Origin of the sequence: Acinetobacter sp. G11 (assembly GCF_049808495.1) — a bacterium.
In the GTDB taxonomy this organism is placed as follows: Bacteria; Pseudomonadota; Gammaproteobacteria; order Pseudomonadales; family Moraxellaceae; genus Acinetobacter; species Acinetobacter kookii.
Genome location: NZ_JBNCAT010000001.1, coordinates 129,740 through 144,169, shown reverse-complemented (window position 1 = coordinate 144,169; position 14,430 = coordinate 129,740). Strand labels below are relative to the sequence as shown.

The window sequence follows — 14,430 nt, the reverse complement described above, 5'->3', positions numbered from 1 at the left end:
TATTCAGTTAAATCATTTTATTAAATTAAACGTAAAGAAATATTTCTCATGACAGATTTACATCGCTTATCAATTCGTGAACTTTCCGAAGGTTTAGCTGGGGCTAAATTTTCGTCTCGCGAATTGACTGAACATTATTTAAAACGCATTGAAAAAATCGATGCCCAAGTACAGTCTTATGTGACCGTAACCGCCGAGCAGGCATTGGCCCAAGCCGACGCCGCAGATGCAGCAATCAAGGCCGGCAACGCCACAGCATTGACCGGTGTGCCAATTGCGCATAAAGATATTTTCTGTACCCAAGGCATTAAAACCACTGCCGGTTCCAAAATGCTGGACAATTTTATCTCTCCTTACGACGCTACCGTTGTAGCGAAAGGTAAAGCTGCGGGCTTAGTCACTTTAGGTAAAGTGAACATGGACGAATTCGCCATGGGTTCAACCTCTGAGTCATCTTATTTTGGCGCGACCAAAAACCCGTGGGCACTGGATCACGTTCCAGGTGGTTCTTCTGGTGGTTCTGCAGCGGTGGTTGCAGCAGATTTGGCTCCTTTTGCCACTGGTACTGATACCGGCGGTTCGATCCGTCAACCGGCTTCATTCTGTGGTTTGACTGGTCTTAAACCGACCTATGGCCGTGTGTCTCGTTTCGGTATGATTGCCTATGCCTCATCTTTAGACCAAGGCGGTCCAATGGCGCGTTCGGCGGAAGACTGTGCTTACTTGATGAACGTGATGGCAGGTCATGACGCGAAAGACTCAACCTCTGTAGAAAAAGACGTTGATGATTATGTGGCAAACCTGAATGCTACCTCAGTTAAAGGTTTACGCATTGGTATTCCAAAGCAATACTTTAACGTTGCCGGCTTAGATGCCGACGTCAAAGCACGTGTTGAAGAATCATTGAAAAAGTTAGAAGAAATGGGCGCTGTGTTGGTTGAGATTGATCTCAACATGACAGAAAGCTACGTGCCGACCTATTACCTGATTGCCCCTGCTGAAGCATCTTCAAACCTGTCACGTTATGACGGCGTGCGTTATGGCTACCGCTGTGAAAACCCAGTGGACTTGATGGACCTCTACAAGCGTTCACGTTCAGAAGGTTTCGGTGCTGAAGTGCAACGTCGTATCCTGATTGGTACTTATGCCCTGTCTGCCGGTTATTACGATGCCTACTATGTGAAAGCACAAAAAGTACGTCGTCTGATCCAGCAAGACTTCCTGAAAGCATTCGAATCTGTCGATGTGATTGCCGCGCCTTCTGCGCCAACCACTGCATACCGGATCGGTGCAAACTTAAGCCCAGTTGAAATGTACCTGGGTGACATCTACACCATCGCGGTGAACCTTGCAGGTCTTCCTGCGATTAACGCGCCTGTTGGTTTTGACAAAGACAACCTGCCAGTTGGCTTACAGCTGATTGGTAACTACTGGTCAGAATCGCAATTGCTGTCTGTGGTACACCAGTATCAACAAGCAACCGATTGGCATACAAAACGCGCTGCAATTGCTGAGGAGAATGCATAATGGCGAAGAACAACGCTAAACCAAAATCTAACCTGATTGATGGTTGGGAAGTTGTCATTGGTATCGAGATTCACACTCAGCTAGCGACGAAATCTAAGATCTTCTCGGGTTCATCAACCGAATTTGGTAATGATCCAAACACTCAGGCAAGTCTGGTTGATTTAGCCATGCCGGGCGTATTGCCAGTACTGAACAAAGAAGTAGTGGATTTAGCGATTCGTTTTGGTTTGGGTATTGACGCGTACATCGACCAGGCATCTGTATTTGCCCGTAAAAACTATTTCTATCCGGATTCGCCTAAAGGCTACCAGATTAGCCAGATGGACAACCCGATTGTGGGCTTGGGTCATATCGACATCCAGCTTGAAGATGGCACCACCAAACGCATTGGCGTAACCCGTGCGCACCTTGAGGAAGATGCAGGTAAATCGATCCATGACCAGTTTGAAGGCATGTCAGGCATCGACTTGAACCGTGCAGGTACGCCACTGCTTGAAATCGTATCTGAACCAGATATGCGTTCGGTTGAAGAAGCGGTTGCCTACATTAAAGCGATTCACACGCTGGTTCGCTGGTTAGGCATTTCTGACGGTAACATGGCAGAAGGTTCATTCCGTGCAGACTGTAACGTATCGCTACGTCGTCCGGGTCAACCCTTCGGTACGCGTTGTGAATTGAAAAACCTGAACTCATTCCGTTTCATTGAACAAGCGATCAATGTTGAAATTGAACGTCAAATGGAAATCCTGGAATGGGACGGCACCATTGATCAGGAAACTCGTCTGTTCGACCCTGTGAAGATGGAAACGCGCTCAATGCGTTCTAAAGAAGAAGCGAACGATTACCGCTACTTCCCTGATCCAGACTTGTTGCCTGTAATTATTGCCGACGAGCAAATCGAAGCGATTCGAGCGACTATGCCTGAGCTTCCTGCTGCACGTCGTGCGCGTTTTGTGGCTGACTTTGCTGTCACTGAGTACGATGCGCACGTTTTAACGCTGACTCGTGAAATGTCAGAGTTCTACGAAGACGTGGTGAAATTTGCTGGCGGTGCTGCACAAGGTAAAGTATCTGCAAACTGGGTAATGGGTGAATTCTCGGGTGCTTTAAACAAAGCAGGCTTAGAATTGGCGGACTCTCCTGTAACAGCTGAAAAATTGGGTGGCATGATTGCCCGTATTGTAGATAACACAATTAACGGTAAGATTGCGAAGCAAGTGTTCGGCTTTATGTGGGAAGAAGGCAAAACTGCGGACGAAATTATTGCTGAAAAAGGCTTGAAACAGGAAACTGATACAGGCGCAATTGAAGCAATTATTAAAGAAGTACTTGCTGCCAACGAGAAGATGGTTGAAGAGTATAAATCTGGCAAAGAGAAAGCCTTTAACGGTCTTGTTGGTCAAGTCATGAAAGCAGCGAAAGGTAAAGCGAACCCTGCGCAAGTGAATGAATTGATGAAGAAATTGATTGGTTGATCTGATCTCTATTTAAAAGAAAACCCGCTTTAGAGCGGGTTTTCTTTTATATTAAATCTAAAAAGCCTTGATCTTCTTGATGATTAATTTCAAACTGACAATCCTGAAGTTGTTTTTGAAATTTTTCATAAATTTTATCAATTAGATTACTGTTTTCATTACGAAAAAATTTAGAAACTTTATTTATTTTAATTTTATCATCTAGAATTGGCATAGTTTGAACAAATCTATCGACACCATAATTTCTTAAATTTTCAAAAATTGCTTTTGATGCTTCTCTACATGAAATTAAGTGATGATAAATCAAATGAGATAAGTAATTACTATTCATATCATTTAAGGTTTGAGTAGTATCTACTATCGAAATTGTTGCTTCCACATATTTTTTGGATATGGAGTTGTCTATATTATCTAAATCTACTTGTATCTCATAATTATCATAACCTTCAATTAAATTAATATGTATACTTTCTTTAAAAGATTTAAGATTAGGATAAATTTGAAAGAAAGACTCTAGCGATGGGTTTAATAAATATTTCTTATATCTATAACTATCAATTTCTGATAAAAATCTAATCTCAGAATTATATTTTTTACTTTTCTCATTTAAAATTTTATAAGTCTGTTCAGCTAAATCCTGAGGTCTCTTTTTAAAGAATGAAGCTACAAAAAACTCCTGAATAGAACGATGAATAAAACTATAGTTATTGCCATCCCGAATAATTAAACATAGATTTTTACTAATATCCTCTAATAAAGCTGATGGATCTTCTTTTTGAAATTTTTTAGATATTGATTTTTTAATACATTCCAAAAGGTCTTGTCGGCTATTAAAAATTAGTTTATTTTCATTTTTAGAAATAAAACACAGAATCTCGAACCACTCTTGTAGCTCACTTTCATTTAAACTACTTTTAAATTCTCTTTGATACCCAGGTTTAGTCCTATCATGCTTATAAATAAGTACACTAAATAATTCTTCATAAAATTTTGACAGACTATCAGGAATAATTAACTTTGCTCTATATGTCATTACAAAAAGAGTAACCATTAAAGGAGTTTTTAATAACTCATCAACTTTTAATGGGCTTTCTTTCAATGCTTTTACGAGATTTCCAAAAGAGTCATCATCATCTACAAGCTTTCTAATTAAACCGATTATTTCATCATCTTCATAGGGTCTTATACTTAGAACCTTAAAAAAATTACTAGATTGAATAGCATTATCAGGTCTTGAAGTTACTACAATTTGTGTCTGTGGATATTGTTGACTAATGCTTTCAAGATCTTTGATTACATTTGATACATCTTTTTCTTTTAGCTCATCAAAACCATCAAGTAATAAAACTACTTTTCCAGATTTTAATACCCAATTTAACAATTCATCACTAACTGAAAAAACCCATGAGCTAATTGATTCTTTTATAAAACTAAAAATCTCAGCCTTTTCATTTAATTTTCTTAATTCAATAAAAATTGGTATTCTTTTTTCTTCTTGATATTCTCTATACGTTAAATATCGTAATAAAATTGATTTACCTTGACCTGCAACACCCTCAATCACGAAGTTTTTTGATGAAATATCTCCTATACTTTCAGCTTTTATATACCCATTATCACTATTAATGTAAGGTGGATAATAAAATAAATTTAAATCAATTGCTTCATCCCCTTTATAAATAGTTTTTACTTTTTTTATATTCTCTATTTTATTATCTAGTTTTCCCGAAATATCATTTAACTTTTGTTTTTCAAGATGAAATTTGGTTTCTTTTCTAATAAAATCATATAGATCATTAAGCGGCTTGTTTATAACTTTAAGTAAAGCTAGTGCTGAAGGGTCTACCATATAAACCTCAATTTAAAGATTAATTATTGACTAAATAATAGCTGAATTAGAATAAATAAAAAATTATAGCTATGAATTATGAAATCAACAAATAAAAAAATCAGAGTTATATAAAGCTTTAAAAATTTAAAATTTTTTCTTTATAGGTGACTATCACCTTCTCCTCACGCAACACTATTACTCATCCCATTGAGAGAAATATCTTTTGCCACATTATCAATTTGATACGCGGTGTTCCCTCTCCTGAGCAAGTTTTAAAGCACTGTTTTTAAAACGAAGCGCAAGAATGGACAGAACTAGGGAGAGGATTAACTTTAACTTCTAATTTCACCTGTAAAAATAACACTTTATAAAAATATAAACTTCAAAAAAACAACATTAACTGTATATTTTATATTCATTTCCTTTTGCAGCTCATGCTGTTTTTTTAGACTATACATGCCCAACTATAAAGCATGAAATGTAGAGTAAATAATGATTTTTAGAACAATAGCACTTTTAACTTTATCCACGGTTCACACAGCTCAAGCTGGCTCAAATCACGATTGGGGTTATGCCAGTCACAAAGCCCCTGAACATTGGGCCAGCTTAAACACAAACTATCAAAGCTGTGCCGGGGCGAACCAATCCCCTATTAATATTCATCAAACCGTACAAGCCAAACTGCCACCACTTAAATTTAATTACCACACTTCAGCTCAAGACATTATTCATAACGGCCATACCATTCAAATTAATTTCAAGCCAGGCAATGACTTAAACCTGGACAATCAACAATTTGAACTCAAACAATTCCATTTGCATAGCCCCAGTGAAAACCAGATTCAGGGTAAATCCTACCCTATGGAAATGCATCTGGTGCATGCATCAACTACGGGTGAGCTTGCTGTGGTTGCGGTGATGTTTGACGAAGGAAAACAAAACCAGAAACTGGCTAAACTGTGGAAAGAATTACCTAAAAAAGCCGGTGCTGCCATTCCACTCAAGCAACAGGACCTGGCATCTGCATTTTTACCTGACAACCTGGAGTACTACCGCTTTAACGGTTCACTCACTACCCCGCCTTGTACCGAGGGTGTCCGCTGGATTGTTTTAAAAGACATTCAACAGGCATCGAAACAACAAATTGAAGCATTTTCAAAACTGATGGAGCATCGGAACAATCGACCTGTACAACCGCAAAATGCACGTGTGGTTTTGGAATAAAGCCACCAATATTTATACAGAAAGCGATTTATATCTCCACACATCTTTTGAAATATACGTTACTTTTAATTCTTAGCCCTTGAACATAAAAAAGACCTGAATTCAGGTCTTTTTTATGGTTGTTTCATCTTATTTTTCCCAACTTATTCCACAAATCCGGCGTCAAAAACGTGATCACCAGTTTATTTAAATCCACATAGCGCAGCACACCTTTGAGCTGACTTTCTACTTCAGGATTTTCTAAAATTTCCTCACCGGTAATTTGTCCAAGCTCCTGAAAACTGTCGCCCACCGCTTGTACACCCTCCGTCGCAATGACTGCTTTAGTCTGGCTCGCGCATTGATCCACCAATATACGCTGTAAGACCTGAGCTAAATTTTTATCCAGCTGGGTTCTCTGTTCTGCATTCACATTGCTGAATTTCTTCAATTCCGGATGTGCAGATAACGCAACAAAGGTCCATTGCAGCACCGTTGTTTTATCTGCTGCCGTAGTGGATTTCACCAGACAGTTACTCAGCTGATCCACCGTTGGTCCGGCCATTGCAACTTGTGTTGTTCCCATGACCGCAGTTGCCATCAAAACAGAACAACCGATTCGAGTAAAGCGACGACCCAAGGTGGTGAAAATAGAGTAAAACATAAAGCAAACTTCCATTCTGAACTGCTGTCTTTTTATCATAAATTGCCGGGCACAGCCTGTTATGGCTGTGTAAAATCAAGCTTCTTTTTCAGCTTGTCTATCCACCTGACAATTTGAAGGGTTTCCGGCTTCGACTAAAGAAAGCCACTTCATCCTTAAAAAGGACCTCTGCTTATGCTATGGTGAATGAAAATAAAACTTTATATAAATCATATCTGAACAGAGGGAAAAATCATGGCTAAACAAATCTTGATGCTGGTGGGCGACTATGCAGAAGACTACGAAACAATGGTGCCATTTCAGTTTTTAACTGGCCTGGGCTATACCGTGCATGCAGTCTGCCCGGATAAAAAAGCCGGTGACAGCATCGCCACAGCCATTCATGACTTTGAGGGCGAGCAAACCTACAGTGAAAAGCGTGGTCATAACTTTGCTATCAATTATGACTTTGACTCAGTCAATACCGAAGATTATGTAGGACTGGTCATTCCGGGTGGGCGTGCACCTGAATACCTGCGCATGAATGCACGTGTGGTGGAAATTGTGCGTGAATTTGATGCTGTTCAAAAACCGATTGCAGCCGTATGTCACGGTGCGCAGCTTTTAGCAGCTGCCGATGTACTTCAAGGTAAAACCTGTTCTGCTTACCCTGCATGTGCAGCGGAAGTCAAACTTGCAGGAGGTTTATATGCCGATATCGCCGTGACTGAAGCAGTCACCGACGGACATCTGGTGACTGCACCGGCTTGGCCTGCGCACCCTGCCTGGATGGCGCAATTTGTGAAAGCCTTGGGTGCAACGATTAACCTGTAATACTGCCACGTTAAAATTTGAAAATTTCAACATTCACGTTCCATCCATGATGATGGAACATGGCACTGATAAAGACGGGTAAAATAGCTTTTTATTTCATCTGCCTGAGCATATTTTTCGCCCCACTGTGATTATAGTTCACGGCTAAATTTTGCAAGACCCGCCTTGCTTGAGCTTTAGAATTCGAAAAGCGGTTGCTATAACTCGGCACACTGGTTAAACAGCGCGCCACCAGCATCCCCGATTCAGTATAGACCCGGGTTCCCTCCGTTCCCTGCAATTTGCCATAATTATAGGCCCGCTGCGCATTATTACAGGCAGCCACCTGATTTTTACCGCTATTTAAATCACGGCGTGCAGCGACGTAAAATTTCATCTGCTGCTGTTGCGGGCTTTCCACCACTTTTAGCGGCTGTTTTTCAGGTAACTCTGCTGCAGGCTTGGTTTCTTTTTTCAGTTCCGTTTCTTTTTTAGCTTCAGCCTCTTGTTGAGGCACAGACTTGTTCGGCGCTTTTTTATTGCCCTGATCATTGGAACTGATTTTTTTATCTGCAACATTTGCAGTCACACGGATATTTTTATAAAACTTTTTGGCTTCCTCCGCAGACATCAGCTTGGTCTGCAAACTGACGACACGCGTATCACGACCCTCATTGAGTTTACGTTCAGCCACCGGCTCAATAGATGCAATCCAGCTTTGCCCATTATTTTGTACACACTTGTAGGCACCTATGCCCTGTTTGACATTGCCGGATGCAGATAAACGCTTTTTATCCGTTGCATCCTTGACCAGAGTCATGGAGCTCTTATAGAGCAGCGTGAATTTGCCCTGCTTGGCAGAACAGTAATTGTTTAAATATTTTCTTGGATATAAAGATTGCGGCTCTTTGTCATTCTGTTTTACTCCCCATGAATAGACATATTCTTTGGCCTGTCCATTGGGTTGGTTAATATTTTTTTGAACGATCATTTCCTGTGCTGAAGCATAATTTTTAGCGGAATCATCTGAGCTCAAAGCATTAAAACTGGTACAGCCATGTAAAGTGATGCCCACTCCGCCAATCAAGATGAATGTTTTGAAATTCACGTATTAATGCTCACTGATGCTGTAACTCAAAAATATATCAAAATTGGGAAAATCACAAATATAGCACTTTGATTTTATTATTAATTCCCTTCAAGTTAAATGATAATTTTTTGCCTAAAAAGGCAAAATAACTGCCAATCTTTTAAAAGTTTTAGCACTGAAATCTGAAGGAGATAACACTTTTTAGCCAATTTGAAACTTTGTATGATTGGTGAAGCTTTAGTTATTCTGGAAGCTATTCGGCAATTTCCATCATGACCTGATGTAAATTTAATCTTTTATATAAATAGCCAGCTGGCGTACTCAAAAGCAAAAATGAAATGGGTTATTTCACCACGGCTTCAATTAAATCAAGATCCCAGGCACCACCGGCAAAACCTTTACACATGCCAGACCAGCGATCTACAGTTTGAACGAAAGCTTGTCCCTGCCAAATCCATTCGCTGATCTTCCAGCAATCACCAATACCACGACCCTTTTGTGCACTGCTGATTTCGCCTGCTGCAAAACCCGATGCAGATTCGGTCACAAAGCTGGCTTTGCCTGTTAAAGATTGATTCATTACCCAAGCCCCATAGCCTTCATTGTAGGCTCCGCGCCAGCATAGGGTGGTAGCTAGAACTTTGTTATTGGTGAGCTTATAGAGTTCAATCGCTTGTGGTTTGGCACCATCTCCATCATAAATACCTTCACAAAATTCAGCTACATCTGACTGTGTCGGCCGGGCTGCTATGAGTAACTGATGCAGGTTTTGGTACTCTCTGGTGTTGGGCTGAAGAATTAAATATGGTTTTTCTGGGATTTTCACTTTGGTGACTACTCGCTTAGGCTGTGCTGCCAATACTTTCGACTCACCTGCCGTACCAGGCTTTACCAAAGCACCTACCGTACCCATACGTTGTTGAAAATCATCCATTTTCAATAATGAAGCCGTCATGCCTGCATCAGAAACCTGCCAGGTGTAATAGGCATTTTTAAATACGATGTTCACTTTTTTCCGGGTCTGTTGTAACAGTGCATTGAGCTGTTTGCTATTTAGCGATCCTGTAAGCAGTTGCTCTGAAATGTTAATCCTGACTCGGCCATAATCCTGATTATTGATAAAAAAGTTTAAACTATTCAGTTTTTTGTTATCTAAGGCTTGATCAAAACTGGATAGGGCAAATGTCCCTTGTACGGTTTGTTTTGCTCCAGCTTTACGGGTCAACAAGATTGTGGCGGGCATGCTTTGCAGATGATCATCCTGATAGCCTGCTGCCCGACAGGTGCCGATATTACTGCAATACACTTCCCAATCCTGATGAGAAAAAGACATGCCTTGAATTTCTTTGGCAAATGTTAGAGGACTGGTCACGGCCAGACAGCAAAGCGAAGTCCACGCATAAAACCTTTTCATTTTTTCTGCCCCTTCCCTTTTTAATTACTATACTTCAACATTTTCATGATTGTGAAATATAAAGCGTTATAAAAAACCCGCATCATGCGGGTTCTGTTGCTCAATTTGATTCTTCATTATTTATGCAAAGTCGATTCAAATGCCCGTAAACGCTTATAAATTGAAAGCAGTTCAATAATCGTTGGCCAAGACTCGATTAAATACTGGAATGACTCGCGTACCTTGCCAAAGACATTGGCAATCTGCATCATCAAACCCAAGGTAATCGCCCCTGCGGCAATACTTGGAAACAGCACAAACAGGCCATACAGATTGTCCAGTTGCATGTACCAGATGCGCACCATGTTGAAATAGGCATAATGAAAATACAGACGGAAATAGTTAAAACGCACGCGACTGAACAGTTCTTTTAAGGTCAGCGGATCGGCACGATCGGCATAGTCTTCACCATAAACCAGTTCCTTACGGTAGGCAGCTTCAACCTTCTGGTTGTTAAATTCCAGACCCGGCAATTTATACCCGACGACCATCAACACCACGGTACCTAGCACTGCCCAGCTAATGGCAGCCCAAACCAGCGCATAAGGAATTTCACCCACCACTGGCAGCTGTTTGACATGCGATGACAACTGCAATAACACCGGTAAAAATGCCATGAGCGTCATGAGAGCCTGAATGAAACTCACTCCCAAACTTTCGGTGGTTTTGGCAAAACGCATGGTATCTTCCTGAATACGCTGCGAAGCCCCTTCAATATGGCGTAGCTGCTCCCAATGTGCAGTGTAATAGTCATTCATGGCCGTACGCCAACGGAATACATAATGGCTGACAAAGAACAGGTTAAATACGGCAATGGTCACATAGACCATGGCGACATAGAGGAAAGTCAAGGTCTCACTGTAGAGTAAATTGACATCGCCACCGCCATTGCTCAGCATTTTCTGAATCAGGTCATAAAAGGGGCTGTACCAGGCATTCACCACCACATTCACCTGTACGGCAAACCAGATGTTAAACAGAATAAAAGCCGAGCCCCAGACCGACCAGCCCTGCCATGGATTGCTGGATTTTAAGCGCCAGAACAGGGCAAAAATAACGGTTGAAACCATGAACCACAGATAGAACCATAAAAATGAAGGGGCCCAAAAGCGACTTACCCCTATCGGTAATTCTGCTGTTGCATAACCCGGTGCAAAGCCTAAAAATGTTCCCCAGCCACTTCCGCCGGAATACCATAGTGCAATATTGATGACAAACCAGAGTACCAACGATGAAAAGAACCACTTCGGGTCAGGAAAAAAAGATTTAAACATTCGCTCAAGCTATTCCTTTATTTTTAGTTTCAAACTTGCCAATCAACCACCCGGCCCATTTAAGACGGATGGGTGAAGCGGCTATTATTCTCGTCTTTTCATCTTTGTAGCAACTTATACACTGTTTGTGAAATGTTTTTTCAGATGAAATATTGTCTTGGGCTGACACCTTAATCAGCAAATGGTAGGGTTCATTCGCCCTATGATGATGTCTTAACCATTCAGTTCAGCTTAAAATCTGCGACATCCTGCATTCAACACAGCACTGATGACTTTAAGCCAGATCTTGACCCAGCTTAGACTGGATAAATTAAAATTTTCTTAAAAATAATCCAGCCATTAAATCCCTAAAAGTTTTATGGAAATGTTCAAAAATGGAAGATAAATCAAAATATAAACTTTAATCCCTTCTCATTTACTTCTTCAGTATGTCGACTACATAATGATTTTTATCCGTTTGTTTTTGATTTAACTCGCAAAACTGATAAAATTGGTTAAATATTTACCAATTTATGGTATAATTAATCTAATTTCTAATAAACAGGGGAAGTGAAATGGAAAAATTAATCATCGAATTATTAAAACCCGTAACCTTGGAAAAAGAAAACTGCAATCCGCTGGTTTTTGAACAAGGCACTATTTTAAAAGTCGTTATGCAAACACCGACCAGCCTGCTGGTATCAGACGACTCAAATTTTAACTTTACTGTTTCTTTGCGAGATGAAAATACAGTCTGGCGTGAGCTATAAATTTCATTGGATTTTTATAGTGATTTAGAAAATTTGACTACGGAATTCTCAACTTGGGTACACCTTCCCTAAACTCAAGTTCGAGATTTTTGATGTGCCATAAACAACCCTAAAGCTAAACAACCACTAAACAATCATAAAGTTTGGCTAAAAAGCCTCCTCTGCTGATCAAAGCCATAGAAAAAGAGATAGATGCTTGATCTGTTATGAAGCTTAAAAGTTCCCTCTATCTCTAGTCCATCCAGCATCCCCCAACCAAGCTGCTTTAAGCTGAATATTGTTTACACCAGTTTTTTTTCAATATTTAAGCGTACTCATAAAGCTTAGCGCAGAAAACAGCCAGATAAACAAGACGAAACTGCGCCCCTGATTAAAATGATTCAGATCCGTACCATGCAAAATATTATGCCGGGTCATGCTCACGGTTGAACTGCTATCCATCTGGTATGCTGCAAGTTCGGGAAAATAAGGATTCAGCTCTGCTGCAATTTTAGATTTATGCCACAGGCTTTTTATCTCGTTGCCTTTTAAGCCTGGAACAATTTTATAAACATCAACAAACTTGGTTCCACTGTGCTTTAAAAAGCCAGCCTCTATCAGTACATCGGTCAAGATGCCTTCGAGCTGTGCATAGACGTTAGGAATACAGCCACTATAAAAACCAAGTTTATACATCTTAAAACTTTCAAGCAGCACAAAACGGCGCTGTGCTTTGATGCTGTCATCAATCTCTAAAGCATCAAATGCTTTAAGCATTTCTGTTTGAAAATATTCGCCATTAATGATGTCGAGTAAATTAAATTTTTCGATATCTTCAAACTGATGAACCGCTTGCCAGAAATACAGCAGGTTTAGAGCATCGTTGGCAACTTTCGCCCCCAGGGGCTGATCAAGTTCTTCTGCCAGTACCTGGAAATACGGTTCCTGCTCGGCTAAGCCCAATAATGTTTTGATAAGAAAAGCATGTTCATCTGCCGAGATCTCTTCCAGATACTGTTCGGCTTCTTTCAAGATTTGATTGCCCATTTGCACTTTATTCTGCTGATTTTGCTGAATACGCGTTACAGGTGGGTCGTAATCAAAATCATCCTGGTCAATCATGGTCTTTACTCTTGGCAGATTGCTTTAAGTGCCTATTATCACAGGTATTCATTACAGCATATAGCGCTATAAAATAAATACTATGACGTTGATTGAATCCCAAGCGAGATTCAATCAACCCTAGCCACCCAATCACAACTTGCCTGATTAAGAGATTGCCCAATCTGCAGCTGGAGCATGTTCGGATGCCATCCGGACAATCTTCAATTTTTCGGCCGTTCTATCCCCTTCAACCATGCCCTGAATGAAGTATCTTTAAAATTGAAACCCTTATTGATGATTTTTATTCTGGTCAGACTTGTGTTGCTCAGATTGATGGGGTTTATCTTGATCCTTTTTGGCCTCATCTTTGTTGTTGGTGTGAGCTGAGTTCTGGTCTTTATCCTGATTGTCCTTGGACGAAGAATCCTGATCCTGTTTTTTCGACTCACCAGACTGAGACTGATCTTCTCCTTTCATTTTACTCATTGTGTCCGTCGCCATCTGTCTCAGTTCACCCAGTTTGACAGAGGCTTCATTGACCAACTCCATAATCTTCTGTTTGGTGTCTTCAAACTTGTGTAGGGCCTCATCTTTTAAATGTGCCATACGGTCCTGCTGATCTGACTGATTTGCCGATTTATCTTCCGATGTATGATCTGCTTTAGCCTTTTTCGTGTCATCCGAACCCTGTTCACCATTTTGCTGGCTGTCTGACTTGCCATTTTTTAGCTCATTCAGAATCTTTTCAGCTTTTTTCAGCAGATCCTCACCAATCGCGATTGCCTTCGCTTTTAAGTCATCCATCTTAATGCTTTCAGTTTTTTGATCTAACTTGCCAGACTGAGCTTGATTAGAATTATCTTTCTGGTCTGCATGTTCGCCACCTGGCTGAGTGCCTTGCCTAGCTTCGGACTTTTCATCAGTATTGTGCTTCTGGGCTTCTAGAACTTCCTGATTATGCTTTTTATCGATCTCGTTCTGCTTTTGCTCTTTTTCCACTTGCTCATTCAATTCTCGTGCATGTTGTTCTTTATCTGGGTTTTGCTTCGAAGTACTTGTCTGGTTATTCTGAGTCATGAGTACCCTCCTGAGGTGTCATAAAATGATCAGACAATTTTTTAGCACAAAGCATGCACCCAAACGGACGAATTAAGTAAACTGCAACAAAGCCTGTACATGTTGTTGCTATTGATTGCAGAAAGTAGCGTTAACTTACCTCGGTCAATTGTTTAATCGTCGCGCATCGGATGATACCGAATGCTGTATTTGAAGATTCAGGTCGCTTTATT

12 protein-coding genes are annotated in these 14,430 nt (G+C 40.4%); 5 read left to right on the top strand and 7 right to left on the bottom strand.

Going from position 1 to position 14,430, the window contains the following annotated elements; all coding sequences use genetic code 11:
* Positions 1-48 precede the first annotated feature (48 nt).
* Both gatA and gatB read left to right on the top strand, forming a co-directional pair.
* Complete coding sequence (gene gatA / locus ACPUEY_RS00685) at positions 49-1,527, top strand: Asp-tRNA(Asn)/Glu-tRNA(Gln) amidotransferase subunit GatA (protein WP_092819811.1); 1,479 nt, start codon at positions 49-51, stop codon at positions 1,525-1,527.
* Positions 1,527-3,002, top strand: coding sequence for an Asp-tRNA(Asn)/Glu-tRNA(Gln) amidotransferase subunit GatB (gatB, locus tag ACPUEY_RS00680; RefSeq protein ID WP_425120769.1), 1,476 nt, complete (start codon positions 1,527-1,529; stop codon positions 3,000-3,002). The genes gatA and gatB overlap by 1 nt, the downstream gene beginning before the upstream one ends.
* A gap of 46 nt (positions 3,003-3,048) precedes the next feature.
* On the opposite strand, the gene ACPUEY_RS00675 is transcribed toward gatB, so the two are convergent.
* Positions 3,049-4,851 carry an NACHT domain-containing protein gene (locus tag ACPUEY_RS00675; RefSeq protein ID WP_425120768.1) on the bottom strand — a complete coding sequence of 601 codons (1,803 nt, stop codon included), beginning with the start codon at positions 4,849-4,851 and terminating at the stop codon, positions 3,049-3,051.
* A gap of 474 nt (positions 4,852-5,325) precedes the next feature.
* Between ACPUEY_RS00675 and ACPUEY_RS00670 the strand changes: the two genes are divergently transcribed.
* Positions 5,326-6,057, top strand: a complete 732-nt coding sequence (locus ACPUEY_RS00670; RefSeq protein ID WP_425120767.1) for a carbonic anhydrase — start codon at positions 5,326-5,328, stop codon at positions 6,055-6,057.
* A 124-nt stretch (positions 6,058-6,181) separates the two neighbouring features.
* Here ACPUEY_RS00670 and ACPUEY_RS00665 read toward each other — a convergent pair whose 3' ends face one another.
* Positions 6,182-6,700 (bottom strand): hypothetical protein, encoded by a 519-nt coding sequence (locus ACPUEY_RS00665; protein ID WP_425120766.1) that lies wholly within the window; start codon positions 6,698-6,700, stop codon positions 6,182-6,184.
* Between the two features lie 234 nt (positions 6,701-6,934).
* Here ACPUEY_RS00665 and ACPUEY_RS00660 point away from each other — a divergent pair, with 234 nt between their 5' ends.
* Positions 6,935-7,513: a DJ-1/PfpI family protein gene (locus tag ACPUEY_RS00660; protein WP_425120764.1), complete on the top strand. Its 579-nt coding sequence runs from the start codon at positions 6,935-6,937 to the stop codon at positions 7,511-7,513.
* Between the two features lie 91 nt (positions 7,514-7,604).
* Here the strand turns inward: ACPUEY_RS00660 and ACPUEY_RS00655 are convergent, their stop codons facing one another.
* The 3 genes from ACPUEY_RS00655 to sbmA form a co-directional block, all read right to left on the bottom strand.
* Entirely contained in the window at positions 7,605-8,600 is a 996-nt protein-coding gene (locus ACPUEY_RS00655) for a hypothetical protein (protein ID WP_425120763.1), read from the bottom strand.
* 325 nt (positions 8,601-8,925) lie between these two features.
* The gene (locus ACPUEY_RS00650) at positions 8,926-9,996 is read right to left on the bottom strand and encodes a DUF1176 domain-containing protein (protein ID WP_425120762.1); all 1,071 of its coding nucleotides are present in this window, start codon (positions 9,994-9,996) and stop codon (positions 8,926-8,928) included.
* A gap of 116 nt (positions 9,997-10,112) precedes the next feature.
* Entirely contained in the window at positions 10,113-11,309 is a 1,197-nt protein-coding gene (gene sbmA / locus ACPUEY_RS00645; protein ID WP_425120761.1) for a peptide antibiotic transporter SbmA, read from the bottom strand.
* A gap of 554 nt (positions 11,310-11,863) precedes the next feature.
* On the opposite strand from sbmA, the gene ACPUEY_RS00640 reads away from it, so the two are divergent.
* On the top strand, positions 11,864-12,058 hold the full coding sequence (locus tag ACPUEY_RS00640; protein WP_092819820.1) for a hypothetical protein: 195 nt from the start codon (positions 11,864-11,866) through the stop codon (positions 12,056-12,058).
* A 297-nt stretch (positions 12,059-12,355) separates the two neighbouring features.
* Here ACPUEY_RS00640 and ACPUEY_RS00635 read toward each other — a convergent pair whose 3' ends face one another.
* Together ACPUEY_RS00635 and ACPUEY_RS00630 are read right to left on the bottom strand one after the other, a co-directional pair.
* Positions 12,356-13,159, bottom strand: a complete 804-nt coding sequence (locus tag ACPUEY_RS00635) for a hypothetical protein (protein ID WP_425120760.1) — start codon at positions 13,157-13,159, stop codon at positions 12,356-12,358.
* Positions 13,160-13,429: 270 nt separating this feature from the next.
* Positions 13,430-14,218 (bottom strand): hypothetical protein, encoded by a 789-nt coding sequence (locus ACPUEY_RS00630; RefSeq protein WP_425120759.1) that lies wholly within the window; start codon positions 14,216-14,218, stop codon positions 13,430-13,432.
* Between the last annotated feature and the right edge of the window lie 212 nt (positions 14,219-14,430).